The following is a 25476-nucleotide window of genomic DNA, read 5'->3' as shown; positions in this document are numbered from 1 at the left end:
CGCCCATCTGCAGGGACACCCCTGCCGGCAGGGATAAGGAGTCACCGTGACCTCGGCAAACAACACCGCTTCCACTCAGGCCGCTTGCGACGAGGCGGCCCGGCTCAACGCGTTGGTGGGAAAGCTCGACGACGCGCTGGCCCAGCTTGCGCGGGCGCCTGCATTCAACAGGGCGGCCCGGCTTCCCCGAGTGCTGGACACGGCGCGCCGCGTGCTGCTGATAGACGGCGGCTGTATCGCGCTTGAAGCGCGGGCCCAGGCGCTGGAAAACGCCGGCGTGTTCGACGGCTCGGACTGGGCCACCCCGCAACACCTGCTGCCTTCCATGACACGGCTGGCGCTGCAAAGCATGGATGCCAACGTGGTGGTCATCGAGGCGCTCAGCGAGCTGCGCCTGCTGGCCGTAGCCAAGGCCGGTATTCACCATGCGCAGGTCTCGGCCGAACACGCCCACCGCTACCTCACCCAGACCCTGGCGCTCAACCTGTGGCTGCTGTTTACCCCGCCCACCGAGGCCGAGCGCGAAGCCCAGGGGCGTCTGGCGCAGATTCCCCGCCGCCTGTTTCAGCATCTGGCCGCGCGCATCGGCTACGAGCACATCATCGACACGCTCATCGAAGAAATCTGGCGCATTCTCCAGCAGCGCCCGCTACAAACCGATGCCATCAGACAGATGATCACCCAGATCGCGCTGTGCCAGGCCGATCCGGCGATTGACCTGGGCGCCAGCGGCCAGGGTGCCGCCCGGCTGGTCAGCGCGCTTTTCGGCCCCACCCAGGGCTGCCAGGAAGACCCCGGCATCGAGGTCTACCGCCAGCGTCTGGAGCGCATGGATCACGCCGGCCTGCAGGCCGAGGCCACCGGCTTTGCCCGGGCCATGCACGATACCGGGCTGGTCGCGCCCTACCATGCCGTGCTGCTGCGCCATCTGGTCGAGTACAGTCCGCCGCTGATCGTCGAGGCGCTGGGGCTTTCGTCCACCGGCCGCGACTGCCTGCTATGCTACCGGGATCTGGCGCTGGCGCTGATCCGCACCGGCATTCATCCGGCCACCGCCCAGGCCGTGTACGGCCTGGCGCTGACCCTTGAACGCGGCATTTTTTACCAGCCGCCGGTAGCCCCGGCCATGTGGCGCCAGCTGGGGCTTACGCTTTCCGAGTGGTCCCAAGCGCGGCTCACCCTGGCGCTGGGCGACGCGGTGTCGCCCCGGGCGCGGCTGCTCGAAGGCGTGCTTTGCATGCTGGGCCTGCCGCTGGGGGTCGGCCAGGGCAACAACCCCACCTGCCAGTCGGCCCGGGCGCTGTCCATGTGGGCCTACAACGACCCGGACTACCTGCTGCAGATGGTCGCCTGGGCGGCCCGGGACGATGAAATCATCATGCACTTCGAGGGCCAGCCGATCTCGTCCATGGCAAGCCTTACCGGCGTGGCCACCGAGCTGCCCATGGATCTGGACCCGGTATCGCTGATCGTGGTGCCCCATCTGGACCGCATCTACGCCGAGATGGGCCGGCGCTGCGTGGGCCGGGACGGCGATCCTCACCGCTGGGTCAACCCGGAGTTTCACGGCTGGTGGGCCGGGCGCGGCTTTCGCATCAGCGTCGACGTTGCCACCGGCCAGCTCATCGACGTCGATACTTTTCTGCGCCACTTCTACGCCAGCTACCACCCCTTGTATAACGGCAACCAGCCGCTGATCCACCCTCAGCCGGCGGGCATTGCGGTCACCGACAGCGCCGGGCGTTTTATCGGCTGGCATGCCATTACGGTGCTGCGCGCCTCGCTGGACCCCGGCGAGCAGATGCGCGTGTATTTTTACAATCCCAACAACGACAGCGGCCAGGACTGGGGCGACGGCGTGGTAGTCAGCACCGCCGGCAACGGCGAGCGCTTCGGCGAGGCCTCGCTGCCGTTCGAGCAGTTTGCCTCCCGGCTGTACATCTACCACCACGACGCCCTGGAGCACGGCGAGCTGGCCGCGGTGGGCGAAGACGAGCTCAACCGGGTGAAGGGCTACATCGAGCGCAGCTGGGGCGCCGACCGGCTGCCGCCGGGCGGGCTTCAGGCCGCCTCCCACGATGCAAAGCCCCCCACCAGGTAGCCCGTCATGCCACGTCTCGACCAGCTTATCGTCGCCCGCCGGCTCGCCGACTCGCGCACCCGGGCCCAGCGGCTGATCAAAAACGGCCGGGTAACGCGCCCCGATACCGGCAAGCGCCTGACCCGGCCCGGAGAGAAACTCGCCGACACCATCCCGCTTGCGGTAGAGAACGATCCCGAGGAGCGCTACGTCTCCCGGGCCGGGCTCAAGCTCGAAGCGGTGCTCAACGCTTTGGGCAAACGCTTCGACGGCCGGGTCGTGCTGGACATCGGCCAGTCCACCGGCGGCTTCAGCGACTGCGCGCTGCGCTTTGGCGCGCGCCACGTCATCGGCATTGAAGTGGGCCACGGCCAGCTCGCCCCGGCCCTGCGCAACGACGCCCGGGTCAGCTGCCTGGAAGGCGTCAACGCCCGAGCGCTTGGCCGCTCACAGGCGTTTGTCGCGCTATGCCGGCAGCACCCGCCGAGCATTGCGATAATGGATGTCTCGTTTATTTCACAAACGCTGATTGTGCCGGAAATCGCCGCCGCGCTACCGGCCGGCGGCGAGCTTATTTCGCTGGTCAAACCGCAGTTTGAACTTGACCCTGCCGCGCTGGATAAACGCGGTATCGTCCGCGATGCGCGCCGCTATAGCGAAGTGCGCAAGCGCGTCACCCGGGCCTGCGAGCAAAGCGGGCTTACCGTTCGCCACTGGCAGCCAAGCCCGATTACCGGCAGCGACGGCAACCGCGAATTTTTGCTGCACGCCCATCGTCAACATGCCTGACCCCGTTGACTTCTCGCCGCGGCGTGATAGAAAAAACCCAGGCGTCTGCCTGTTGACCCATTGACGAGCCGCGATCATGACTGCCCGATACCTTCTTTTTGCCGGCCTGGGCCTCACCCTGGCCGTTTCTGCCGGCAGCGCCTGTGCGGTACCCGCCAACGCCGAACAGAAAACCCTCAACGCACGCATCAACGCCTTGCGCCATGAAATAGCCCGGCTTAACCAGCAGCTTGTCGCGCTTGAAGCCAAGCGTTCGCCGCGCTTTGCCGATTCGGCCTATGCCGCAGCGCTAACGCCCACCGCACCGGAAGAGCGCGCTATCAAAGAAACCCGAGAACGCCAGGTCTTGGAAAAAGCCTCCAGCCACAACCCGTTTTCGATTACCGCACACCGCACCAACTATCTGTTTCCCATCAGCTACAACGGCAACCAGAATCGCGCCCGGTTTCGCCACATCGACCCCGACGGGCGCGCCGACCGCACCGAGGCCAAGTTCCAGTTCAGCGCCAAGTTCGCCATTGTTGACAACCTGTTCGGCGACAGCGGTGATGTGTTTTTCGGCTACACCCAGCGCAGCTGGTGGCAGGCGTACAATACCGACTCGTCATCGCCTTTCCGCGAAACCAACTACGAGCCGGAGCTCTTTATCGATTTTGCCAACGCCTGGAACCTGTTCGGCTGGGTCAACACGCGCAACCGCATTGCGCTCAACCACCAGTCCAACGGCCGTTCGGCACCGCTTTCGCGCAGCTGGAACCGCGTTTATCTGGAAAGCACGCTGCAGCGCGGCGACTGGGCGGTCACGTTTGCCCCGCACTGGCGTATTCCCGAATCCGACGGCAACGACGACAACCCCGACATCCACCGCTACGTGGGCTACGGCGATCTGCGCCTGGCCCGGCGCTTTGACCATGACCAGGAAATCGCCGCCCAGCTGCGGGGCAACCCCGATACCGGCAACTACGGCACGCAGATCGATTACAGCTGGCCGGCGTTTAACGGCCTGCGCGGCCACGTGCAATATTATTACGGCTACGGCGAAAGCCTGATCGACTACAACCATCGGGTACATCGGCTGAGCCTGGGCTTTAGTATCAATCCGCTGTTTACCCCAAGCGGCCTGCTGCGCTAAACGTTGCCCGCTCGCCCGATGCATAGGCTGATACGTCACCGCAACACCTGCTATGCTGGTGTCCGGCCGGCGGTGTAGCATGCATTGGCGCCGCCACTCATGTACCGCATCACTCAGGAGGAAGCCTCATGGCCAAGAAACCTTCAGATCGCCACGAGCAAACCGAACAGCTGCAGCAAGACCTGCGCCACCTAAGCGATACCGTTGAAGAGCTGGTCAACGCCACAGCCCAGGATGCCAGCTCAGAAATGAAAGACCTGCGCCAGCGCGCCGAGCAGCGCCTGAAAGACACCCGCGCCCGCGTTGAAGCCCGGGGCGAGCGGCTCTACGCCGGCACCCGCGACAGCCTGAGCCAGCAGGCCGACTGCTGCGACCGCTACGTGCGTGACAACCCCTGGACCAGCCTTGGCATCGGCGCGGCCGCCGGCGTCGTCGTGGGGCTGCTGCTTGGGCGGCGCTAATGGCGCTGGGCCCTAGCCAGCGCGTGATCCAGGCCGCCAGGCGAGCGCTGGGCACGCTTGTCGCCAACGGCGAGACGCGCCTGCGTCTGGCGGTGCTGGAGCTGGAAGAAGAGCGCGCGCGCCTGCTTACGCTGCTTTTGCTGGCAGGCGCGAGCCTTTTGCTGTTCATGCTGGCCACGGCCACTTTCACCGCGCTGGTGATTGCCGTGTTCTGGGACAGCTACCGCCTGCTGGCCATTGGCGGCTGTGCGGCCGTGCTCATGCTGGCAAGCGTCGTGCTGGCGCTGGTGGCCATACGCCAGGCCCGGCGGCACACCCTGCTGAAAGACACGCTGGACCAGCTGGCCACCGACCGCGCGCTACTGGAGCAAGACCGCCATGCCCGTCAATCACGCTGATTCATCCCGCCCCCCTCGGCCGCCGTCCCGGGCGGCGCGCAAGCGCGAGCTGCTGGATACCCTGGAACAGCAGCGCATCGACATCATGGTCGAAAGCCTCCGCCTTGAGCGCGCCGCGACGCCGCTGGATCGCGGCTGGCACACGCTACGGCGTTACAAGGCGCCGCTGCTGCTGGCCGGCGGCGGCGTCGCCTGGCAGCTGCTGCGCCGCCCCGGTAAGGCGCTGCGCCTTGGCCGCCGGGCCCTGGGCGGCTACGTGCTGCTGCGCAAGCTGCAACGCCTAAGCACCTGACGCGCCGTACCGCCTCAGCAGGCCCGGCCGCAGGCCACGCCCGACGCCCAGGCCCACTGGAAGTTGAATCCGCCAAGCTCGCCGGTGACGTCGAGCACCTCGCCGATAAAGCGCAGCTGGGGGATTTCGCTGACGCTAAAATCCTTCGACGACAGCGCGTCGGTGTTCACCCCGCCCAGCGTCACCTCCGCTGTGCGCCAACCTTCGGTACCCGCCGGCTTCAGCGCCCACGCGTTCAGCCGCTCGGCCCAGACGTCGACGGCGGCGTTGGAATACTCCGCCAGCGGCGTGGCGGTTTCCGCCGCGCCGTACCATTGCAGCAGTGCCTGGGCGAGGCGTTTAGGCAAACGCTCCCCAAGCCAGGTGGAAAGCCGGCGTTTGGGCGTGGCGCAACGCGCCTTGCGCAGCGCGGCTTGCGCGTCTTCGGCGGGCAGCAGATCCACCGTTAGTGTGTCGCCCGGCCGCCAGACGCTGGAGATCTGCAGCATGGCCGGCCCGGAAAGCCCGCGGTGGGTAAACAGCATGGGCTCGGCAAATTCACGCCCGTTGCAGGCGACGCGCACGTCAACGCTCACCCCGGAAAGCGCCGCTGCGCGCGCTTTCCACGGCTCACTCAGGGTAAACGGCACCAGCGCCGGGCGGGTAGGCAGCACCTCAAGGCCGAACTGGCGGGCGATATCGTAGCCAAAGCCCGTCGCCCCCATGGTGGGAATCGAAAGCCCGCCGGTGGCGACAACCGCCACGCCGGCATCAACGTGGCCCAGAGACGTCGCCAGACGCATGCCCTCGCCGCGGCGCTCAACGCGCTCTACGCAAGTCCCCAGACGCACGTCCACGCCGGCCCACTCGCATTCGGTCAGCAGCACCCGCACAATGGCCTTGGCCGAGCCGGCGCAGAACAGCTGACCCGGCGCTTTTTCCACGTAGTCCACGCCGTGGCGCTCCACCAGCTCGACAAAATCACCGGGCGCGTAGCGTTTCAACGCGGACAGGCAGAAATACGGATTCTGCGAGTAAAAATGCTGTGGGGTAGTCGCCATGTTGGTAAAGTTGCAGCGCCCGCCGCCGGACATCAGTATCTTTTTGCCGGCTTTTTTCGCATGATCCAAAAGCAGCACGCGCCGACCGGCATAGCCTGCCTGGGCGGCACACATCAGCCCGGCCGCGCCCGCGCCGATTACCACCACGTCATAGGTTTTCACAAGGCAGCTCCGGTATGCACAAAGCGGCTAGTTTAACAGCCTACCCCGCTCTTTTTACCACACCGCCCGCCATCAAAGCCGTGCCGGCGACGGCCGGGCTCACCTGCCGCCTTGCCCGGTTTATGCTGGCAGCGCTTTTCGCGCTGGCCGCAGGCCCGGCGCTGGCACAGGGCAGCGCGAAGGCGCCGCAGGTCATTGCCGCCCGGGTCAGCCAGCAAAGCTGGGCGGATATTGTTCGCGCACCGGGCACGCTCAAAGCCGATGAAAGCGTCACGCTCTCGGCCACCGTCACCGATGTGATTAGCGCTATCGATTTTGACGACGGCGACGCCGTCGACGCCGGCCAGCGCCTGTTCCAGCTGGACGATACCGAGGAGCGTGCCCGGCTGCGCGCCGCCCGGGCCAGCGCCCGCCAGGCGGAAAACGCCCTGCGCCGAAGCACGCAGCTGCAGCAGCGCAACCTCTCCCCCCGGGCCGATGTCGAAGACAACCAGGCCCGGCTGGATCAGGCCCGGGCCGAGGCCGCCGCCCTTGAGGCAAGGCTTGCCAACTACCGAATCACCGCCCCGTTCGCCGGGCGCATGGGGCTGCGCAACCTAAGCGTCGGCACGCTGGTCACCCCCGGCGACGAGCTGGCCACCCTGGACAAACTCGACGTCATGCGACTTGACGTCAGCATTCCTGCCGTACGGCTGGCGAATCTGGCGCCGGGCAGCACGCTGCGGGCGACCACGGCGGCGTTTCCCGAGCGGACCTTCAGCGGCCGGGTCTCGAGTATCGATACCCGGGTCGATCCCATCTCGCGCAGCGTGACCCTGCGCGCCCGGCTGCCCAACCCCGAAGAGCACCTGCGCCCGGGCATGCTCATGCAGGTCGAGCTGGACGCGGCCACGCGCAAAGCCCTGGCCGTGCCGGAGGCCGCTATCGTGTCTGAAGGCCGCAACCACTACGTCTGGCGGCTGGACGATACCGACGATAACCGCGCCGAACGCCGCCGAGTTGAGCTTGGCACCCGGCGCAGAGGCGAGGTGGAAATTCTAGACGGCCTGGCACGGGGCGAGCGAATCGTCATTCACGGCACGGAAATGCTGCGCGACGGCCAGACGCCCGAGCTTTTGGGCACCGTCGACGACAACACCGATACCCGGGCGATTTTGCGCCAGACACGGAGCAAGTGATGCGGCTTTCCGATATTTCCGTTGAGCGCCCGGTACTGGCAACCGTACTCGCCGCGCTGATCGTCGCTTTCGGGCTGCTGGCCCTGAGCCGTTTGGCGCTGCAGGAGTATCCGTCGATCGACCCGCCGATTGTCAGCATCGACACCCGCTACCCCGGCGCGTCGGCCAGCATCGTCGAAACGCGCATCACCCAGCCGCTGGAAGACCGCATCTCCGGCGTGGCGGGTATCGAGACCATTTCCTCGTCCAGCAGCGACGGGCGCTCCAGCATCAGCGTTGAGTTCACCCTCGATAACGACATCGACTCGGCGGCCAACGATATTCGCGACCGCATTGCCGGGGCCCGCGGCAACCTGCCCGAAGAGGCCGACCCGCCCGAGGTGCAAAAAGCCGACGCCAACTCCGATACCGTGATCTGGCTGAGCCTGACCGGCAAGGACTACACCACCGCCGAGCTTACCGACTACGCCGAGCGCTACCTGAAAGATCCGCTCTCGGTGCTGCCCGGGGTCTCCCAGGTGCGCGTGGGGGGCGGGCGGCGCTACGCCATGCGCGTATGGCTGGACGGCGACGCCCTGGCCGCCCGCGGGCTGCCCGTCAACGCCGTGGAAGAGGCGCTGCGCGAAGAAAACGTCGAGCTGCCCGGCGGCGCCGTTGAGTCACAGCAGCGCCAGTTCATCGTGCGCCTGCCGCGAAGCTTCACCACGCCGCAGGACTTTCGCACGCTGGTAATCAAGGCCACCGACAGCGGCGAGCTGATACGCCTGGGCGATGTCGCCCGGGTAGAAGTCGGCACGGTAGAAGAGCGCACCATCTTTCGCAGCAACGCCACGCCCATGGTGGGCCTTGGGCTGATGAAACAGTCCACCGCCAACGTGCTCGATATCTCCCGCGCGGCCAAAAAGACGCTCGCCGAGCTGCAGCCCACGCTGCCCGGCGGCATGACGCTGAGCCTGAACTACGATTCATCGGTGTTTATCGCCGGGGCGATTCGCGAAGTCGTGATGACGCTGTTTATCTCCATACTGCTGGTGGTCGCGGTGATCTTTGTCTTTCTGGGCAATCTGCGCACGACCCTGGTGCCGGCGGTGACCGTACCCGTAGCGCTGATCGGCAGCTTCGGGGCGCTTGCGCTGATGGGCTTTACCCTGAATCTTTTGACGCTGCTCGCCCTGGTGCTGGCCATTGGCCTGGTGGTGGACGACGCCATCGTGGTGCTGGAAAACATCCACCGGCGCATGCAGGAATACGGCGAAACGCCGCTGGTCGCCGCCTGGCGCGGTGCCCGGCAGATCGCCTTTGCCGTCATCGCCACCACCCTGGTGCTGGTCGCGGTTTTTGTGCCGCTGGGGTTTCTCCAGGGCGATATCGGCCGGCTGTTTTCGGAATTTGCCCTGACGCTGGCCGCCGCGGTGGCGCTTTCCAGCGTGCTGGCGCTGTCGCTGTCGCCGATGATGGCGTCCAAGGTATTAACGTCGGGCATGCACGATGGCCGCCTGGCGCGCGGGGTTCACCGCGCGCTGGCCACCACCCGGCGCGTCTACCGCCGCGGGCTGCAGCGCGCGCTGCGCATGCGCCTGGCCGTTGTGGCCGTGTTCGTCGCCCTGCTCGGCGCCACAGCATGGCTGGCCGACGCGCTGCCTACGGAATACACCCCCGAAGAAGACCGCGGCAGCTTCTACATCATCGTCAGCGGCCCGCCCGGTGCCACCTTCACCTACATGCTCGACTACATGAACGAGATCGAGACTCGCCTGCTGCCGCTGGTGGAACGAGGCGTAGTAGAACGCCTGCTGGTCCGCGCACCGCTGGGCTGGGGCAACATTGAAAACTTCAACAGCGGCTTTGTTATTGTCAACCTCGCCGACTGGGGCGAACGCCCGAGCATCTGGCCGGTCATGAGCGAGGTGCGCCAAACGCTCAGCGGCCTGCCCGGCGTGCGCGCCTTCCCGGTGATGAGCCAGGGCTTTGGCGGACGTACCGGCAAGCCGGTACAGTACGTGCTCGGCGGCAGCAGCTATGAAGAGCTCGCCCGGTGGCGCGACACGCTGATCGACTACGTGCGCGAGGACAACCCCAAACTGCTGGGGCTCGACAGCGACTTTGAAGAAAAGCAGCCCCAGCTGCGCGTGCATATCGACTACGACCGCGCGGCAAGTCTGGGCGTTACCGTCAGCCACATCGGCCGCACGCTGGAAACCCTGCTGGGCGGGCGGCGGATAACGCGCTATGTGGAAAACGGCGAGGAATACGACGTTATCGTCGAGGGCGAGCCGGGCGCCCGGCCCAGCGCACAGAGCCTGGAAAGTCTGTTCGTGCGCTCGGCGCGCTCCGGCGAGCTGGTTGCGCTGGCAAGCCTGGTCCGCTTTGACGATGCCGCCGGCCCCAGCACGCTGAACCGCTACAACCGGCTGCGCACGGTGACGCTGCAGGCCAATCTGGCCGACGGCTACTCGCTGGGCGAGGCGCTGGACTATCTTGACCGCACCGTAGCCGAGGTCTTGCCTGAAGCGGTACAAACCGACGTCCAGGGCCCCTCACGCGACTATCGCCAGGCCGGCGGCGCCACAACCTTTCTGCTGGGCATGGGCGTGCTGGTGGTGTTTCTGGTGCTGGCCGCGCAGTTTGAAAGCTTCATCCACCCATTGGTGATCATGCTCACCGTGCCGCTGGCCATCGCCGGTGCGCTGCTGGCGCTTTACGCCACAGGGCAGACGCTGAATATCTACAGCCAGGTCGGGCTTGTCATGCTGGTGGGGCTTGCGACCAAAAACGGCATTCTGATCGTCGAGTTCGTCAACCAGCTGCGCGATTCGGGCATGGCTTTTAGCGATGCGCTGGTCGAGGCTTCGGTCACCCGGCTGCGGCCCATTTTGATGACCGCCGTCACCACCATGGCCGGCGCCGTTCCGCTGGTGCTGTCAAGCGGGCCGGGGGCCAATTCGCGGCTGGTAATCGGCACGGTGATTATCGCAGGAGTCGGTGCGGCTACGGTGTTCACGCTGTTTGTGGTGCCCGTCGCCTACGCCATTTTGGCCGGCAACAGCGGCTCGCCGGGCGCGGTCAAACAAAAGCTTTATGCCGAGCTTGACCAGCACGAGCCGCGTGAGGAGGTTTAATCAGCCGAGCATTCGCCCTGGTAGGTGCCTTCAATCCGGGTATTCATGGTCATCTTGCCGATGGGGGAGTCGGTGTCGATGGTCACATCGCCTTCGATGCGCTCGCCCATAAAGCGCATCTCGCCGTCGATGGTGGCCTCGCCGCCCTCACCGCGGCAGATCATGGTATAGCGCAGCCCGTCGGCGCGGATCTCCTGGTCGAGCAGCTCGCAGCCCTGCTCTTCTTCAACAAAGCCAAAGTCTGCGCTTTGCAGGTCTTGTGCCGTAATGCACTGGCGTTCGGTATCCGTACGTTCGGGCATTTCCACATCGCCTTTGACGGTGGTAACGCTGACAAACTTCCATTGGCCGGGCTGAAGATCAGGCGTTTGCGCCTGGGCGACAAGGGGCAGCGTAAGCACGGCGGCGGCGAGTAGCGTTTTCATGTTCATCATCGTCTGGCTCCAGATAGGCGCGGTGGCAGCCGCTAGCGGCTGCTTTTTGGCGGGCATCAGGCCTGCCTGCGCTGCCATCCTAACCCAATCGCGGCGCGGCTGCCTCCAGGGGGTAACCGCCGCGCTCTTTCCGGGCGTTGGCGTTGGGCCGCGCTGCGTACACGCCCTGTTAGCCGCTCATTCGCCGTGCGGCCCGGCGCTTTTTTTCGCGGCGGCGCATGATATACCAGGCCACAAAGGTGGCAAGCGACACCGCCAGAATCACCAGGGTGGCAAGCGCATTGATCTTGGGCGACACGCCCAGCCGCACCGAGGAAAACACCACCATGGGCAGGGTGTTGGCGCCGGGGCCGGAAACAAAGCTGGCGATCACCAGATCATCCAGCGACAGCGTAAAGGCCAAAAGCCAGCCTGCGGCCAGCGCCGGTGAGATAATGGGCAGGGTGATGGCAAAAAACGTCCGCGCCGGCGGCGAGCCCAGATCCATGGCCGCCTCCTCGATGGAGCGGTCCATCTCGCGCAGCCGAGCCGCCACTACCACCGCCACGTAGGCGCTGCCAAAGGTGGTGTGGGCAATCCAGATGGTCATCATCCCGCGGTCCGCCGGCCAGCCGGTGAGCGCGGCCATCTGCACAAACAGCAGCAAAAGCGACAGCCCGATAAGCACATCAGGCATGACCAGCGGTGCGGTCACCATGCTGGCCAGCACCGTTTTGCCGCGAAAGCGCGCGAACCGCGTCATCACCAGCGCCGCCAGCGTCCCCAGGCACACCGCCGCACTGGCGGCAAAAAATGCCACGCGCAGGCTGGTCCACACCGCTGCAAGAATCTGCTCGTCGTGCAGCAGCTCAGCGTACCACTGGGTGGAAAACCCCGCCCACACGGTTACCAGGCTTGAGGCGTTGAACGAATACACCACCAATACCGCCATGGGCAGATAGAGAAACACAAGCCCCAGTATCAGCATCGCGCCGCTAAAAGAAGGCCGTCGTCTCATGTCTCCAGCTCCCGCGACTGGTAGCGATGAAACAGCGCAAGCGGTATCAGCAAAAGCGCCAGCATCACCGTGGCAAGCGCTGCGGCCACCGGCCAGTCCCGGTTGAGGAAGAACTCTTCCCACAGCACCTTGCCGATCATCAGCGTATCCGGCCCGCCCAAAAGCTCAGGGATAACAAACTCTCCCACCGCCGGAATAAACACCAGCATGCAGCCGGCCATGATGCCGCCGGCGGAAAGCGGCAGCGTCACCTTGAGAAAGGTATTCACGCGCCGCGACCCCAGATCCGCCGCGGCCTCCAGCAGCGTCGGGTCCAGCCGCAGCAGATGGGCATAAAGCGGCAGCACCATAAACGGCAGATAGGCATAGACAATGCCCACCACCACCGCAAACTGCGTGTTGAGCAGCCGCAGCGGCGCATCAATGATGCCAAGCCCGAGCAGCAGCTGGTTGGCAAGCCCGCTGTTGCTCAAAATGCCCATCCAAGCATAGATGCGAATCAAAAACGACGTCCACGACGGCAGCATGACCAGCAGCATCAGCACCAGCTGCCAGCGCGGCCGCATCCGGGCCATGGCATACGCCATGGGATAGCCCAGCAGCAGGCATACAAGCGTCGCCGTCAGCGCGATCTTTACCGAGCCCCAGTAGGCCGCCGCGTACAGCGAATCGCCAAGCAAAAAAAGATAGTTGCCAAAATCGATCAGAATCCGCAGCGTGCCGTCCACGTAGTCGGCCAGCGGCGCATAGGGCGGCACGCTGATGCGCGCCTCCGACAGGCTGATTTTGAGCACCAGCGCAAACGGCAGCAGAAAAAACAGCGAAAGCCACAGCATCGGCAGCGCTATCACCGCCCGGCGACCGAGCTGCAAGCGCCGCCGCCCGGCGCTTGCCAGTGAACAAAAGCGGGAGCGAAAGGACATGGCGTCACTCCAGGTTGCGATCGCGATAACGCCGCGAAAAAGGCGCGGCAAGCAGGGGCACGGCAACAAGCGGGCTAGCGGTTCAGCACCATCACGCTATGATCTTCCCAATAGACGTACACCGCCTCGTCCCAGCCCGGGCGGTCCCCCCGGCGTTCGGTATTGGCCATGCCCACCTTGAACAGCGTGCCCTGCCGGGTGCGCACGTAGTACTGGGAAAATCCGCCAAGGTAGGCGACATCTTCCACCACCCCCTGCTCCCAGTTGTAGCGGGCCTCGGGACGCTCGCGGGTCAGCCAGATCTTTTCCGGGCGCAGCCCGGCCCATACGCGGCGCTCGGCGGCCTGGGTGGTCACCCCGTGGTCGATATACAGCGGGCGCTCCAGAGCCGGGCTTGAAATCAGACAGTGATCGGCGGCGTCTACCAGGATCTCGCCTTCCAGCAGGTTGAGCGTGCCGATAAACTCCGCCACCGTGCGGCTGACCGGCGTTTCATAGATATCCACCGGCGAGCCCACCTGCTCGATCCAGCCGTCGGCCATGACCCCCACGCGATCGGCCATGGTCATCGCCTCTTCCTGATCGTGGGTGACCATGATGCAGCTCACCCCGACCTGCTCGATGATTTCCACCACTTCCAGCTGCATTTCACTGCGCAGCTTTTTATCCAGCGCCCCCATGGGCTCATCCAGCAGCAAAAGCCGCGGCCGCTTGGCCAGCGAGCGCGCCAGTGCGACCCGCTGGCGCTGGCCGCCGGAAAGCTGGGCCGGTTTGCGCCGGGCGAAACGCTCCATGTGTACCAGCTTCAACATCTGCGCTACCCGGGCGCGGATGTCGGCCTTGGGCAACTTGTCCTGCTTGAGGCCGAAGGCGATGTTTTGCTCCACGCTCATGTGCGGGAACAGCGCATAGGATTGAAACATCATGTTGATCGGCCGGCGATGCGGCGGCATTCGCGTGATGTCCTGGCCGTCGAGCAGAATGCGCCCCTCGCTGGGCGTGGCAAAGCCGGCCAGCATGCGCAAAAGCGTCGACTTGCCCGATCCCGACCCGCCCAGCAGCGCAAAGATTTCGCCGCGCCGGATCTTGAGGTTGACGTCGTCTACCGCAACAACGTCGTCAAAGCGCCGGGTCAAGCGTTTGATGTCGAGCACCGTGTCTTCGGCAAAGCGCGGCGTCTTGCCGCCGGCAGAGCGGACGTCGCCGGCGGCGGCTACAGGCGTTGTCATGCCACCTCCTGACTTTTTACCGTCCGGATTTCACCCGATTCCAGATGCGCGTGCGAGCGCGCTGCACGTCGCGCGGCTTTTCATTGGCCACGTAGAGCTTGTCCATGACCGCATCACCGGGATAGATCGCCGGATTGTCGAGTATCTCGTCAGGCAAGTACGCATCGGCCGCCGCGTTGGGGTTGGCGTAGCGCACGTACTCGGTGATTTCAGCGGCAATCTCGGGCTGCAAAATGAAGTTGATAAAAGCGTGGGCATGGTCAGGGTTCGGCGCATCGGCGGGAATGGCCATCATGTCAAACCACAGCGCCGCGCCTTCTTTCGGTACGGTATAGGCGATTGTAAAGTCGCGGCCGGCCTCGGCGGCGCGGTCAGCGGCCTGCAGCACGTCACCGGAGTAGCCTGCCGCCACGCAGACATCCCCATTGGCCAGGTCCCCGATATAGCGCGAGGAATGGAAGTACGTCACGTCGTCGCGCACCTTGGCGATCACCTCGCCGCCTGCCTTGAGGTCGTCGATGTCGTTGCTGCGCGGGTCCAGGCCGATATAGGCCATGGCCGGCGAGAGCATCTCATCGGCGGAGTCGAGCATGGCAATGCCGCAGCCGGCGTCACTGAGCGCGCCGGTCACCTCCGGGTCGAACAGCAGCGCCCAGCTGTCCAGCGCTGCGTCTTCGCCGAGAATCTCGGTCACCCGGTCGGCGTTGTAGCCGATGCCGTTGGTCCCCCACATGTACGGCACCGAGTAGCGGTTGCCGGGGTCGACCTCCTCAAGCTCTTCGAGCAGGCGCGTATCCAGATTTTCCAGGTTGGGCAGCTGCGCGTGGTCCAGCTTTTGATAGACGCCGGCGCTGAGCTGGCGGCTCAGGTAGTGGTTGGACGGCACCACCACGTCGTAGCCCGAACGCCCGGCCAGAAGGGCTGCATCCAGCACTTCGTTGCTGTCAAACACGTCGTAGACCACATCGATACCGGTCTGGCGGGTAAACTGCTCCAGCGTTTCAGGCGCAATATAGTCCGACCAGTTATAGACACGCACCTGCTCTGCGTGAACGGACGTTGTCGCCACGACGCCGGCCAGGGCCGCCATCATCAGCGAACGTTTATGCAGCTGTCCCATGAAACCGCTCCTTTTGCTGTACCGTCTGCTGTACCGTCGATCTAGCCTGTGGCTCCGATGCCAAGCCCCGAGCGTGACAGGGTAGCGGATTTTGCGGCCAGTGCCTGCTTACCGCAAGCGCACGCGGGCAAAAACTTGCATTTGTGCGCTACGCCCCCATATCACTGGCGAAACGGCGCGACGTGCACGCGGTACCTGCCTTGTGTCGCTTGCCGGCTCGACTCGCTTATTGATAGCAAAGCGCTATTGAAATATATGACATTTCTCAATTTTATTAATCAACCCGCAACGGCTATGGTAGTTGCCACGTAAACGGCGGTCCCCGCCGGAGTCCATCGCTCTCAACAGGAGACGTTTTTATGTCCTTGATCAACACCGAAGTCAAACCGTTTAAAGCCACTGCGTACCTCAACGGCGAATTCGTTGACGTCACCGAGGAAAACCTCAAGGGCCAGTGGTCCATCTTCTTTTTCTATCCGGCCGACTTTACCTTCGTCTGCCCCACCGAGCTTGGCGATCTCGCCGACCGCTACGAGGAATTCAAGAAGCTGGGCGTGGAAATCTACAGCGTTTCTACCGACACCCACTTCACCCACAAGGCGTGGCACGACAGCTCCGAGACCATCGGCAAGCTCAACTACCCGATGCTCGCTGACCCGACGCACACCGTCTCGCGCAACTTTGAAGTGCTGATCGAAGAAGACGGCGTCGCCGAGCGCGGCACCTTCGTTGTTGACCCGGACGGCAAGATTCAGATCATCGAACTCAATGCCGGCAATATCGGCCGCAACGCCGAAGAGCTGCTGCGCAAGGTGAAAGCTGCCCAGTACGTCCGCGCCCACCCCAACGAAGCCTGCCCGGCGAAGTGGGAAGAAGGCGAAGACACGCTGGAGCCGTCGCTGGATCTGGTCGGCAAGATCTAAGCCGGCCTGCCCCGGCATTCGGGCACCGCCCGGATGCCGGGGCATCACTTGCCAACCGCGAAAAACTTGCCAGCCGCCGAAAGGACGCTCTTACCGAGCGGCTTCACCCTTGTGTCCGGTACGCCGGGCATAAAGGCGAGTCCGGATCCGCTACGCCATCGATCCGTCCCGTTTAACGCACCGCCTTTGACTGCGAGGAAGCAACGACATGCTGGACGCTAAACTGACACAACAGCTCAAGGCCTATTTGGAAAAAGTCACACAGCCGTTTGAGCTAAAGGCCTCCCTCGACGACGGGCCGAAATCCCAGGAACTGGCCGAGCTGCTGGACGAAATCAGCGCGCTGAGCGACAAGATCACCCTGACAAAGGACGGCGACGACGCTCGCAAGCCGTCGTTTGCCATCAACCGCCCCGGCGAAGACACCGGCGTAGTGTTTGCCGGCATTCCCATGGGCCACGAGTTCACCTCCCTGGTGCTGGCGCTTTTGCAGGTCGGCGGCCATCCGCCCAAGGCCTCCGAAGAAACGCTTGAGCAGATCAAGGCGCTCGACGGCAAAATGGAGTTTGAGACCTACTTCTCGCTGTCCTGCCAGAACTGCCCGGACGTGGTGCAGGCGCTCAACCTGATGGCGATTTTCAACCCCAACATTCGCCACGTAGCCATCGACGGCGCGGTGTTCAAATCCGAGGTCGACGAGCGCGAGATCATGTCGGTGCCCAGCGTCTACCTGAACGGCGAGCCGTTTGACCAGGGCCGCATGAGCCTGGAGCAGATTCTGGCCAAGGTAGACACCGGTGCCGCCGAGCGCGAAGCCGCCAAGCTCAGCGAAAAGGCCGCGTTTGATACCTTGACCGTTGGCGGCGGTCCGGCGGGTGCGTCTGCGGCCATCTACGCGGCGCGCAAGGGCATCAGCACCGGCCTGGTCGCCGAGCGCTTCGGCGGCCAAGTCGTGGACACGCTAGGCATTGAGAACTTTATCTCGGTGACCAAGACCGAAGGGCCCAAGCTCGTCGCCGCCATGGAAGAGCACGTCAAGGACTACGACGTGGACGTCATGAACCTGCAGCGCGCAGTAAAGCTGACGCCGGCCGAAGTCGAAGGCGGGCTGCACGAGGTAACGTTTGAATCCGGTGCCACACTCAAAAGCAAAACCCTGGTGCTGGCCACCGGCGCGCGCTGGCGAGAAATGAACGTGCCGGGCGAGGCCGAATACCGCAACAAGGGCGTGGCCTACTGCCCCCACTGCGACGGCCCGCTGTTCAAGGGCAAGCACGTGGCGGTAATCGGCGGGGGCAACTCCGGCGTGGAAGCAGCGATTGACCTTGCCGGCATCGTCGGCCACGTCACGCTTTTTGAGTTCATGGGCGAAATGCGCGCCGACGCCGTGCTGCAGAAAAAGCTCAAGAGCCTGCCCAACGTGGACATCGTCCTCAACGCCCAGACCACCGAAGTCACCGGCGACGGCAGCCGCGTCAACGGCCTGAACTACAAAGACCGCACTACCGATGAGAACCACCACGTAGCGCTGGACGGCATCTTTGTCCAGATCGGTCTTGTGCCCAACACCGAGTGGCTCCAGGAGTCAGGGCTTGAGCTCAGCCCCCACGGCGAAATCGTCACCGATGCCAAGGGCATGACCTCGATCCCCGGTGTCTTCGCCGCGGGTGATGTCACCACCGTGCCCTACAAACAGATCATCATCGCCATGGGCGAAGGCGCCAACGCCGCACTCGGCGCGTTCGACTTCATCATCCGTAACTAAGGTTCGCCGCGAACGAAAACGATAGCCACGCGGCTCAAGCACAAAACCCGCCGAAAGGCGGGTTTTTTTGACGGCGATCGGGTCGTCTCAACCCAGCAAGCGGCTGCGACACACCGCGCACTGCGGGTCTCGGGGCAGCTTGAAGTGGCGCCACTGGCCGGAGAGAGCATCAAAGGCGGCCAGGCCGCGGTGCACGCTGCCCGCGCCGCTCAAAAGCTTGAACACTTCCACCGCCTGAAAAGAGCCGACCAGTCCCACCAGCGGCGCGATAACGCCGTTCTCCGCGCAGCTCATGGCTTCATCGCCGCTGTCGTCCGGCGGGTAGAGGCAGGCATAGCACGGACACTCCGGGTCGCGAGGGTCAAATACCGCCACCTGGCCGGAAAAGCGGATGGCCGCCCCCGAAATCAGCGGCACGCCGGTGGCCTGGCTTGCCGCGTTGATGGCGTAGCGGCTGGAGAAGCGATCGGTGCAATCAAGCACCACGTCAGCGGTGGCGACCACGCTTTCCAGCGCCTCGCCCAGCAGGTGCTCGCCGATGACGTGAATCTCGCAGCCGGAATTAATCGCGGTAAAGCTGTCTTTAGCCGATTCGGCTTTGTTGCGGCCAACATCGGCCTGACCGTGGGCGATCTGGCGCTGGAGGTTGGAAAGCTCGACCTCGTCGGCATCCACCAGCGTTAAACGCCCGACCCCCATGGCGGCAAGATACATCCCCGCCGGCGAGCCCAGCCCGCCGGCGCCGATAATCACCGCGTGGGCCCCCAGCAGGCGTTCCTGTCCGGCAATGTCCACCTCCGGCAGCATGATCTGGCGGCTGTAGCGCAAAAGCGCCTGGTCATCCATCATGGCTTACTTATCCTCCAGGTCGGCCAGGTGCAGGCTGAAGCTTTCCTTGACCTCTTCCATCACCACGTAGCTTTTGGATTCCTTCACGCCGGGCAGGGTCAGCACCACGTCGCCCAGCAGCTGGCGGTAGGCCGACATCTCGGGAATCCGGCACTTCAAAATGTAGTCAAACTGGCCGGAGACCAGATGGCATTCCTGGATCTGGGGCAGCGCCTCCACCGCCCGGCGAAACTCATCAAACACCGTCGGCGTCTGGGTTTCCAGGCTGATTTCAACAAACACCAGCAGATCGGCGCGCAGCGCGCGCGGGTCGAGCACGGCCTGATAGCCGCGGATCACCCCGGCGCGCTCCAGGCGCTTGACCCGCTCTAAACACGGCGTGGTGGAAAGCCCCACCTCGGCGGCCAGATCTACATAAGAAATCCGCGCGTTTTCCTGCAGGCAGCGCAAAATGTTCAGATCGATACGGTCCAGCGTTTTGTTCTTGGCTTTCATGGCGGGATTCCATAGCGTCGAAATAGCGTCGAAAAATAGCGTCCGTCGTGACGAGACGGGGTTAGGCCGGCCGCTGCCCCAGGGACACGCGCTCGTGGCCGCCAAGATCGCGCACGCTTGCCACCCGAGCGTAGCCGGCCCGGGCCAGCATCGTGCGTACCGCGAAGGCCTGGTCATAGCCGTGCTCCAGCGCCAGCCAGCCGTCCGGGGTCAGATACGCCCCGGCGTGGTCGATCAGGTAGCGCAGGTCGGCGCGGCCGTGATCCTTTGCCACCAGCGCCGAGCGCGGCTCAAAACGCACGTCGCCCTGCGCCAGATGCGGATCGTCGGGGTCGATATAGGGCGGGTTGGCCACGATGATGTCAAACGCCGCCGCCTCACCAAGAGCGGAAAACCAGTCGCTGCGGATAAAGCGCGCGCCGTGCAGCTTGAGGCGCTCGGCATTGCGCCGAGCAAGCGCTACGGCTTCCCGGCGAACGTCCACCCCCAGAACGTCCCAGCCGGGGCGGACACTGGCAAACGCCAGCGCCACCGCGCCGGTGCCGGTGCCCATGTCCAGCAGCCGGCCGGCGGACCGGCCCGCGCGATCCAGCGCGGCCTGCACCAGGGTTTCGGTATCCGCACGGGGGATCAGCGTGTCCGGCGAGGTGGCAAGCGCAAGCCCCCAGAACTCGCGCTCGCCGGTCAGGTAGGCCACCGGCGTGCCCCGGGCGCGGGCAGCGATCAGGGCGTCAAAGCGCGCCTGCCGCCAGCGCTCACCGGCGCTTTTGCCCCAGGCAAGGTCGCCCCAGGTGTATAGCCAGGTACGGTCGCGGCCGCTTGCGTGCATCCACAGCGCTTCGGCGTCAGGCCGGGGAGAGGGTGAGCCGGCCTCGCTCAAACGCTGCGCGGCGTCGCGCACCAGGCGATCCGGCGTCATGCGCTTCCCTGCAGCGCGGCCAGCTGATCGGCCTGGTATTCGTGAATCAGCGGATCAATCACATCGTCAAGGCGCTCGCCGCTGACCACCTCGCTGAGCTTATAAAGCGTAAGGTTAATACGGTGGTCAGTGATCCGCCCCTGGGGAAAGTTATAGGTGCGAATGCGGTCGCTGCGATCTCCCGTGCCCACCAGCGAACGACGCTCGTCGGCCTGCTGCTGGCGCTGCTCGTCCACGGCGTTCTGCTTGAGCCGGGCCGCCAGGTGCGACATGGCCTTGGCGCGGTTTTTGTGCTGGCTGCGCTCTTCCTGACACTCCACCACTACGCCGGTGGGCAGGTGGGTAATGCGAATGGCGGAATCGGTGGTGTTAACGTGCTGGCCGCCGGCCCCGCTGGAGCGAAAGGTATCCACCCGCAGGTCGGCGGCGTTGATGTCGATATCGCCGACGTCTTCCACCTCGGGCATGACGGCCACGGTGCAGGCCGAGGTGTGAATGCGCCCCTGGGACTCGGTGGCGGGCACGCGCTGCACCCGGTGGGCGCCGGACTCGAACTTCAGCCGGGCGTAGACCCCCTCGCCCTTGATGCGCGAAATAACTTCCTTGTAGCCGCCCATTTCGCCGTGGTTGGCGCTGACCACTTCCACGCGCCAGCCGCGTGACTCGGCGTAGCGCGAATACATGCGAAACAGATCTCCGGCAAACAGCGCGGCTTCGTCACCGCCGGTGCCGGCGCGCACTTCGAGAAAGACGTTGCTGGCGTCGTCGGGGTCTTTGGGCACCAGCAGGCGCTTGAGCTCGTCTTCCAGCGCATCCAGCCGCTGGCGTCCGTCTTCCAGCTCCATTTCCGCCAGCTCGCGCATTTCCGCATCGCTGTCGTGGCGCATGGCCTCGGCGGCCTCGATGTCGTCTTCGATGCCGCGATAGCGCTGCCAGGCCGCCACCAGCGCTTCCAGCTCGGCGTATTCCCGGGAGTAGTCGCGAAAGCGCGGCTGATCGGTGATCACGTCAGGATCGGCCAGCAGCAAGGCCAGCTCTTCGAAGCGTTCGACAAAGCCGTCCAGGCGATGGCGCAGCGTGTCTTTCATACGAGGGTTTTGTCCTTCTGGCGAGCGTGTGCCGCCGAGCCGGCAGCGCACGCTCGCTTGTGGGTTTCAAACGCAGGCTTGGGCGGCAGCAGCAGCTGCTGGACGGCGTCGAGCGCGGCATGATCTTCGCGGGCGGCCGCATCGCGAATGGCCTGGGTGGGCCGGTGCATCAGCCGGTTGGTCAGCTGATAGGCGAGCCGTTCGATGACCGCTTGCGGATCCTCGCCCCGGGCCAGGCGGGCCAGCGCCTGATCGCGCGAAAGGTCGCGCAGCGCCTCGCCCTGTTCGCGGTAGCTTTGAATCAGCTGGCCGCCGCTGCGGATGCGCCGCTCGTGCAGCCAGCTGCCCACGCCGTGCTCAATCAGCGATTCGGCCTGGTCGGCGGCAACCTGGCGGTGGCGGCGATTCTCTTCGATCACCACTTCCAGATCGTCCACGGTATACAAAAAGACGTCGGCAAGCTCGCCGACCTCGGGCTCGATATCCCGGGGTACTGCGATATCCACCATGAAAACCGGCCGATGCCGGCGGTTTTTCAGCGCCCGCTCCATCATGCCCTTGCCCATGATGGGCAAGGGCGAGGCGGTGGAGGAAATCACGATGTCGGCGTTTTCCAGCGCCTCGGGAATCTCCGGCAGGGTGATCGCCTCGCCGCCCAGCGCCGCCGAGACGTTTTCCGCCCGCTCGCGGGTGCGGTTGGCGACGGTCAGCTGGCGCACGCCGGCCTCGTGCAGGTGGCGGGCGACCAGCTCGATGGTTTCTCCCGCGCCCACCAGCAGCGCCCGAGCGCGGCTGAAGTCGTCAAAGATACGGCTGGCCATGCTCACCGCGGCGTAGGCCACCGATACCGGATTTTTACCGATCCCGGTCTGGGTGCGCACCTGCTTGGCCACGGCAAAGGTATGCTGGAACAAACGCTCAAGCTCGCCGCCCAGCCCTTGCGATTCTCGCGCCTGCTGGTAGGCCTCTTTGAGCTGGCCGAGAATTTGCGGCTCGCCCAGCACCATAGAGTCAAGCCCTACCGCTACGCGCATCAGGTGGCGCGCCGCGTCGTTATCCAGATAGTGGTAAGCGCAGCGGGTCAGATCGTCGACGCTTAGCTGATGAAAGCGTCCCAGCCACTGCAGCACGGTCTGCTCACCGGCGGCATCAGTGACGCAGTAAAGCTCGGTACGGTTACAGGTCGAAAGCACCGCCGCCTCGGCGATTTGCGGCAGCTCACGCAGTTCCTCAAGCGCCTGCGACAGCTGCGCCGGCGTAAAGGCCACCTGCTCGCGCACGGCAACCGTGGCGGTGCGATGATTGATTCCCAGGGCAAGAAGCGTCATGCGTTGTGCGTCTTCGCTAGTGTGTCGGTCGTCGCGCTCGGCCTTGTCGCAGCCGGTACGAGTCGATTGGATAGCGCATTCTATCACAGCCTTGCCGCCTCTTACCCACTTCACTTTATCGCCGCCCGTTTCACGCCTTCTTTTTTCACGCTTCCTTTTATCCCCTGCCCCGGCGCGTTTCACAAACCTTTGCCCCGGCGCGGCAAGGGGCTATGCTGGGCGGCCGGCCCATGGATCGACAACGGATCAAAAACTGCATGCCACTTCGCGCCCTATTCCTTAGCGCCACGCCGTCGACACCCGCGCCGTCGTCGCGCAGCAGTTCGTCACCGGCTCGGCAGCGGCTTGCCGCCTTGTTCGCCGCCGCGCTGCTCAGCGGCTGCCAGGCTACGCCGCCGGCCGGCACGGCAGACAAGAACCTTCTGGCATCCGCCCCGCCCGTTACCCGCGGGCTTGACGCCCGGGGGCTTACCACCCTGCTGACCGCTGAGATGGCCGGCCAGCGCGGCCGCTTTCGCGACGCTGCACGGGGCTTTCTTGACGCCGCCGAGCGCTACCCCGAGCCCGCCCTTGCCGAGCGCGCAGCCTTTGCCGCACGCTTCGGTGAATCGCCTGAGCTGCTGCAAACGGCAGCGATGCGCTGGCAAGCCCTTGACCGGCAAAGCGCCGCGCCGGGGCGGCTGCTGGCCGCTTTGGCCGTTGAACGGGGCGATTGGCCGGATGCCCTGACCCAGCGCCTGGCGCTGGCGGCTCAGGGCGATGACGCCCGGCTCGCCGCGCTGGCCGGGCAGGCCATTGCCCAGGGCGCGCCGCCGGCCCCGCTTATCGAGCAGCTCAGTGCCGCGCTGGACGACGACGGCCGCTTGCCGCCGGCAAACCGGGGGGATGCCCATCTGGCCGCGGCCCTGCTGGAAAAAGCCCGAAACAATACCGTCGCGGCCCGCTCGCATCTGGCCCGCGCGCGTGCGCTGATCGCGGACACGCCGGCTCTGTGGCATACCCAGGCGCAGCTGGCGCTGGATAGCGGTAACGAGCGCGAAGCCCGCCGCGCCGCCCGCCGGGGCCTCAAGCTGGCGCCGAACGATGCCCGCTTTAGCCTGCTGCTGGCCCAGGCCGAAACTCGCCTGGGCAACGTTGCCGCTGCCGAAACCCAGACCGACGCCCTGCTGAAACGCCACAGCGGCGGGCCCGAACTGCGCCGCGCGCTGGCCCGGCTATATCTAGAAGAAAACCAGCCGGCGGCCGCCCGGCGCCTGCTGCAGCCCTTGACCGGCCGCGATGACCTTGCAGACCAGGACTACTTCTTGCTGGGCGCCGCCGATCAGGCCACCGGCAACGTGGACAGCGCCCTTTTGTACTACCGCCAGATCACCGGCGACGATGCCTTTCTGCCCGCCCGGGCAGCGGCCGCGCGAATGCTGATCGACGCCGGCCGCTCGGCAGACGCCCGCTCCTTTCTTCACGCGCAGCGCCAGCGCTTTCGCCTGCACTACAACGAGCTATTGATGCTTGAAGTTGAGCTGCTCGACGAACGCGGCCGCACTGACGCCGCCGATGCGCTGCTGGCACAGGGGCTCACGCGCACGCCAAACGCCGCTCGCCTGCTTTATCTGCGCGCCATGCGCGACTGGCGGGCCGGCGATATAGCGGGCATGGAGCGCGACCTGCAGCGGGTGCTGGAGCGCGAGCCGGATAACGTCATGGCCCTCAACGCCCTGGGTTATACCCTGGCCGACGAACAGGTGCCCGGCCGGCTGGACGACGCCCGGCAGCTGGTCGAACGCGCCTATGAGCTTGAGCCGGACAACGCCGCGGTGCAGGACAGCCTGGGCTGGGTGTATTTTCGCCGGGAGCAGCCCGAAAAGGCCCTGCCGCTTCTGGAGCAGGCCTACCGGGGCATGCCCGACCAGGAAGTCGCCGCCCACCTGGCCGAGGTGCTCCATGCGCTGGGCCACAGCGCGCGCGCCCGCCGGATCATCGCCCGGGCGCTGGCCACAGGCGAGCATCATCCGGCCATCGACGACCTGCTCGAACGCCATCCGGAACTGGCACCGTAACGCCGCCACACTTTTACTTTCCCAACAGGATAACGTCCATGCTCAGCACCCTGTCACGTACCGCCCGCCTGCCCCTGCTCTCCGGTCTGGCCGCCGCCGGCTTGCTGGCCGGATGCGCCACCCAGGCGCCGACGGACGAACGCGGCCGCGAGCGCGGCGACTGGAACGCTCAAAAAACCGAGATCGAGGCCCTCAAGCGCTGGTCGCTGATCGGCAAGGCCGGGCTGCGCACCCCGGACGAGCGCCACAGCGCCAACCTCGACTGGAACCAGTTTCCGCACTATTTTCGCATGCTGATCAGCGGCCCGTTCGGCGGCGGCCGCACGGTGCTTGAAGGCCGCGAGGGCCGCTTTACCTTGACCCACGGCGACGGCCGCTTTGAAGCCGACTCTCCCGAGGCGCTGATGAAAGAGCAGCTCGGCTGGTCGCTGCCGGTGCGCAATCTGCCCCGCTGGGTGCGCGGCCTGCCCGGCGAGCGCGACGCCTATCGGCTGGAAACCGACGCCTTCGGCTTTCCCTCGCATCTGGAGCAAAACGGCTGGGAAGTCGACTACCGCGACTGGACCGAAGTCGACGCGCTGTGGCTGCCGCGCAAGCTCGGCCTCGCCTACGACGACGTGCGCGTCACGCTGGTGATCAACCGCTGGCAGACGCGCCCGGACGCTGACCGCGCGGATACCAGCGGCGCGGACGACTAA

Annotated in this window: 23 protein-coding genes; 12 read left to right on the top strand and 11 right to left on the bottom strand. The window is 65.2% G+C overall.

Annotated features, from left to right (window positions below):
* The first annotated feature begins 115 nt into the window (after positions 1 to 115).
* The 6 genes from ABD654_RS05200 to ABD654_RS05175 all read left to right on the top strand — a co-directional run bounded on the left by ABD654_RS05200 (position 116) and on the right by ABD654_RS05175 (position 5152).
* Positions 116 to 2101: a hypothetical protein gene (locus tag ABD654_RS05200; RefSeq protein ID WP_425552727.1), complete on the top strand. Its 1986-nt coding sequence runs from the start codon at positions 116 to 118 to the stop codon at positions 2099 to 2101.
* Between the two features lie 6 nt (positions 2102 to 2107).
* Entirely contained in the window at positions 2108 to 2869 is a 762-nt protein-coding gene (locus ABD654_RS05195; protein ID WP_344702937.1) for a TlyA family RNA methyltransferase, read from the top strand.
* A gap of 76 nt (positions 2870 to 2945) precedes the next feature.
* Positions 2946 to 4001: a phospholipase A gene (locus ABD654_RS05190; protein WP_344702935.1), complete on the top strand. Its 1056-nt coding sequence runs from the start codon at positions 2946 to 2948 to the stop codon at positions 3999 to 4001.
* A gap of 128 nt (positions 4002 to 4129) precedes the next feature.
* Complete coding sequence (locus tag ABD654_RS05185; protein ID WP_344702933.1) at positions 4130 to 4462, top strand: ElaB/YgaM/YqjD family protein; 333 nt, start codon at positions 4130 to 4132, stop codon at positions 4460 to 4462.
* Positions 4462 to 4860, top strand: coding sequence for a phage holin family protein (locus ABD654_RS05180; protein WP_344702931.1), 399 nt, complete (start codon positions 4462 to 4464; stop codon positions 4858 to 4860). The genes ABD654_RS05185 and ABD654_RS05180 overlap by 1 nt, the downstream gene beginning before the upstream one ends.
* A complete protein-coding gene (locus ABD654_RS05175; RefSeq protein ID WP_344702929.1) occupies positions 4841 to 5152 on the top strand; it encodes a YqjK-like family protein in 312 nt (103 codons plus the stop codon). The genes ABD654_RS05180 and ABD654_RS05175 overlap by 20 nt, the downstream gene beginning before the upstream one ends.
* A 14-nt stretch (positions 5153 to 5166) precedes the next feature.
* Here the strand turns inward: ABD654_RS05175 and ABD654_RS05170 are convergent, their stop codons facing one another.
* Positions 5167 to 6354, bottom strand: coding sequence for a BaiN/RdsA family NAD(P)/FAD-dependent oxidoreductase (locus ABD654_RS05170; protein WP_344702927.1), 1188 nt, complete (start codon positions 6352 to 6354; stop codon positions 5167 to 5169).
* 14 nt (positions 6355 to 6368) lie between these two features.
* On the opposite strand from ABD654_RS05170, the gene ABD654_RS05165 reads away from it, so the two are divergent.
* Both ABD654_RS05165 and ABD654_RS05160 read left to right on the top strand, forming a co-directional pair.
* Positions 6369 to 7532, top strand: a complete 1164-nt coding sequence (locus ABD654_RS05165; protein WP_344702925.1) for an efflux RND transporter periplasmic adaptor subunit — start codon at positions 6369 to 6371, stop codon at positions 7530 to 7532.
* A complete protein-coding gene (locus ABD654_RS05160) occupies positions 7532 to 10651 on the top strand; it encodes an efflux RND transporter permease subunit (protein WP_344702923.1) in 3120 nt (1039 codons plus the stop codon). Before ABD654_RS05165 ends, ABD654_RS05160 begins: the two co-directional genes overlap by 1 nt.
* Here the strand turns inward: ABD654_RS05160 and ABD654_RS05155 are convergent.
* The 5 genes from ABD654_RS05155 to ABD654_RS05135 form a co-directional block, all read right to left on the bottom strand.
* Positions 10648 to 11142, bottom strand: a complete 495-nt coding sequence (locus ABD654_RS05155) for a DUF3617 domain-containing protein (protein ID WP_344702921.1) — start codon at positions 11140 to 11142, stop codon at positions 10648 to 10650. The genes ABD654_RS05160 and ABD654_RS05155 overlap by 4 nt on opposite strands.
* 112 nt (positions 11143 to 11254) lie before the next feature.
* The gene (locus tag ABD654_RS05150) at positions 11255 to 12082 is read right to left on the bottom strand and encodes an ABC transporter permease subunit (protein WP_344702919.1); all 828 of its coding nucleotides are present in this window, start codon (positions 12080 to 12082) and stop codon (positions 11255 to 11257) included.
* Positions 12079 to 13005, bottom strand: coding sequence for an ABC transporter permease subunit (locus ABD654_RS05145; RefSeq protein ID WP_344702917.1), 927 nt, complete (start codon positions 13003 to 13005; stop codon positions 12079 to 12081). Before ABD654_RS05145 ends, ABD654_RS05150 begins: the two co-directional genes overlap by 4 nt.
* A gap of 74 nt (positions 13006 to 13079) precedes the next feature.
* Positions 13080 to 14234: an ABC transporter ATP-binding protein gene (locus ABD654_RS05140; RefSeq protein ID WP_344702915.1), complete on the bottom strand. Its 1155-nt coding sequence runs from the start codon at positions 14232 to 14234 to the stop codon at positions 13080 to 13082.
* A 16-nt stretch (positions 14235 to 14250) separates the two neighbouring features.
* Positions 14251 to 15354, bottom strand: a complete 1104-nt coding sequence (locus ABD654_RS05135) for a polyamine ABC transporter substrate-binding protein (protein WP_344702913.1) — start codon at positions 15352 to 15354, stop codon at positions 14251 to 14253.
* Between the two features lie 359 nt (positions 15355 to 15713).
* On the opposite strand from ABD654_RS05135, the gene ahpC reads away from it, so the two are divergent.
* Together ahpC and ahpF are read left to right on the top strand one after the other, a co-directional pair.
* Positions 15714 to 16277 carry an alkyl hydroperoxide reductase subunit C gene (ahpC, locus tag ABD654_RS05130; RefSeq protein ID WP_344702911.1) on the top strand — a complete coding sequence of 188 codons (564 nt, stop codon included), beginning with the start codon at positions 15714 to 15716 and terminating at the stop codon, positions 16275 to 16277.
* A gap of 208 nt (positions 16278 to 16485) precedes the next feature.
* Positions 16486 to 18042, top strand: coding sequence for an alkyl hydroperoxide reductase subunit F (ahpF, locus tag ABD654_RS05125; RefSeq protein ID WP_344702909.1), 1557 nt, complete (start codon positions 16486 to 16488; stop codon positions 18040 to 18042).
* Positions 18043 to 18129: 87 nt separating this feature from the next.
* Here the strand turns inward: ahpF and ABD654_RS05120 are convergent, their stop codons facing one another.
* From ABD654_RS05120 to hemA, 5 genes are all read right to left on the bottom strand, one after another.
* The gene (locus tag ABD654_RS05120; protein WP_344702907.1) at positions 18130 to 18891 is read right to left on the bottom strand and encodes a HesA/MoeB/ThiF family protein; all 762 of its coding nucleotides are present in this window, start codon (positions 18889 to 18891) and stop codon (positions 18130 to 18132) included.
* Positions 18892 to 18894: 3 nt separating this feature from the next.
* Positions 18895 to 19386: an Lrp/AsnC ligand binding domain-containing protein gene (locus ABD654_RS05115; protein ID WP_344702905.1), complete on the bottom strand. Its 492-nt coding sequence runs from the start codon at positions 19384 to 19386 to the stop codon at positions 18895 to 18897.
* 61 nt (positions 19387 to 19447) lie between these two features.
* Positions 19448 to 20305 carry a peptide chain release factor N(5)-glutamine methyltransferase gene (prmC, locus tag ABD654_RS05110; RefSeq protein ID WP_344702903.1) on the bottom strand — a complete coding sequence of 286 codons (858 nt, stop codon included), beginning with the start codon at positions 20303 to 20305 and terminating at the stop codon, positions 19448 to 19450.
* The gene (gene prfA, locus ABD654_RS05105) at positions 20302 to 21393 is read right to left on the bottom strand and encodes a peptide chain release factor 1 (protein ID WP_344702901.1); all 1092 of its coding nucleotides are present in this window, start codon (positions 21391 to 21393) and stop codon (positions 20302 to 20304) included. The genes prmC and prfA overlap by 4 nt, the downstream gene beginning before the upstream one ends.
* Complete coding sequence (hemA, locus tag ABD654_RS05100; RefSeq protein WP_344702899.1) at positions 21390 to 22721, bottom strand: glutamyl-tRNA reductase; 1332 nt, start codon at positions 22719 to 22721, stop codon at positions 21390 to 21392. The genes prfA and hemA overlap by 4 nt, the downstream gene beginning before the upstream one ends.
* A 257-nt stretch (positions 22722 to 22978) precedes the next feature.
* Here hemA and ABD654_RS05095 point away from each other — a divergent pair, with 257 nt between their 5' ends.
* Both ABD654_RS05095 and lolB read left to right on the top strand, forming a co-directional pair.
* Complete coding sequence (locus ABD654_RS05095) at positions 22979 to 24778, top strand: tetratricopeptide repeat protein (protein WP_344702897.1); 1800 nt, start codon at positions 22979 to 22981, stop codon at positions 24776 to 24778.
* A 38-nt stretch (positions 24779 to 24816) separates the two neighbouring features.
* On the top strand, positions 24817 to 25476 hold the full coding sequence (gene lolB, locus ABD654_RS05090) for a lipoprotein insertase outer membrane protein LolB (RefSeq protein WP_344702894.1): 660 nt from the start codon (positions 24817 to 24819) through the stop codon (positions 25474 to 25476).

It is taken from the genome of Halomonas cibimaris, assembly GCF_039537045.1.
GTDB classification, from domain to species: domain Bacteria; phylum Pseudomonadota; class Gammaproteobacteria; order Pseudomonadales; family Halomonadaceae; genus Vreelandella; species Vreelandella cibimaris.
The sequence above is the reverse complement of the archived record's forward strand: the minus strand, read 5'-3'. Positions and strand labels throughout refer to the sequence as shown.

What these genes read in the sequence shown, in the direction of transcription:
- ABD654_RS05115 (WP_344702905.1), bottom strand. Translation starts at nt 19,386, where the DNA reads ATGAAAGCCAAGAACAAAACGCTGGACCGTATCGATCTGAACATTTTG.
- ABD654_RS05195 (WP_344702937.1), top strand. Translation starts at nt 2,108, where the DNA reads ATGCCACGTCTCGACCAGCTTATCGTCGCCCGCCGGCTCGCCGACTCG.
- ABD654_RS05185 (WP_344702933.1), top strand. Translation starts at nt 4,130, where the DNA reads ATGGCCAAGAAACCTTCAGATCGCCACGAGCAAACCGAACAGCTGCAG.
- ahpF (WP_344702909.1), top strand. Translation starts at nt 16,486, where the DNA reads ATGCTGGACGCTAAACTGACACAACAGCTCAAGGCCTATTTGGAAAAA.
- lolB (WP_344702894.1), top strand. Translation starts at nt 24,817, where the DNA reads ATGCTCAGCACCCTGTCACGTACCGCCCGCCTGCCCCTGCTCTCCGGT.
- prmC (WP_344702903.1), bottom strand. Translation starts at nt 20,305, where the DNA reads ATGACGCCGGATCGCCTGGTGCGCGACGCCGCGCAGCGTTTGAGCGAG.
- ABD654_RS05140 (WP_344702915.1), bottom strand. Translation starts at nt 14,234, where the DNA reads ATGACAACGCCTGTAGCCGCCGCCGGCGACGTCCGCTCTGCCGGCGGC.
- ABD654_RS05165 (WP_344702925.1), top strand. Translation starts at nt 6,369, where the DNA reads ATGCACAAAGCGGCTAGTTTAACAGCCTACCCCGCTCTTTTTACCACA.
- ABD654_RS05120 (WP_344702907.1), bottom strand. Translation starts at nt 18,891, where the DNA reads ATGATGGATGACCAGGCGCTTTTGCGCTACAGCCGCCAGATCATGCTG.
- ABD654_RS05160 (WP_344702923.1), top strand. Translation starts at nt 7,532, where the DNA reads ATGCGGCTTTCCGATATTTCCGTTGAGCGCCCGGTACTGGCAACCGTA.
- ABD654_RS05190 (WP_344702935.1), top strand. Translation starts at nt 2,946, where the DNA reads ATGACTGCCCGATACCTTCTTTTTGCCGGCCTGGGCCTCACCCTGGCC.
- prfA (WP_344702901.1), bottom strand. Translation starts at nt 21,393, where the DNA reads ATGAAAGACACGCTGCGCCATCGCCTGGACGGCTTTGTCGAACGCTTC.
- ABD654_RS05175 (WP_344702929.1), top strand. Translation starts at nt 4,841, where the DNA reads ATGCCCGTCAATCACGCTGATTCATCCCGCCCCCCTCGGCCGCCGTCC.
- hemA (WP_344702899.1), bottom strand. Translation starts at nt 22,721, where the DNA reads ATGACGCTTCTTGCCCTGGGAATCAATCATCGCACCGCCACGGTTGCC.
- ABD654_RS05095 (WP_344702897.1), top strand. Translation starts at nt 22,979, where the DNA reads ATGCCACTTCGCGCCCTATTCCTTAGCGCCACGCCGTCGACACCCGCG.
- ahpC (WP_344702911.1), top strand. Translation starts at nt 15,714, where the DNA reads ATGTCCTTGATCAACACCGAAGTCAAACCGTTTAAAGCCACTGCGTAC.
- ABD654_RS05135 (WP_344702913.1), bottom strand. Translation starts at nt 15,354, where the DNA reads ATGGGACAGCTGCATAAACGTTCGCTGATGATGGCGGCCCTGGCCGGC.
- ABD654_RS05145 (WP_344702917.1), bottom strand. Translation starts at nt 13,005, where the DNA reads ATGTCCTTTCGCTCCCGCTTTTGTTCACTGGCAAGCGCCGGGCGGCGG.
- ABD654_RS05150 (WP_344702919.1), bottom strand. Translation starts at nt 12,082, where the DNA reads ATGAGACGACGGCCTTCTTTTAGCGGCGCGATGCTGATACTGGGGCTT.
- ABD654_RS05155 (WP_344702921.1), bottom strand. Translation starts at nt 11,142, where the DNA reads ATGCCCGCCAAAAAGCAGCCGCTAGCGGCTGCCACCGCGCCTATCTGG.
- ABD654_RS05180 (WP_344702931.1), top strand. Translation starts at nt 4,462, where the DNA reads ATGGCGCTGGGCCCTAGCCAGCGCGTGATCCAGGCCGCCAGGCGAGCG.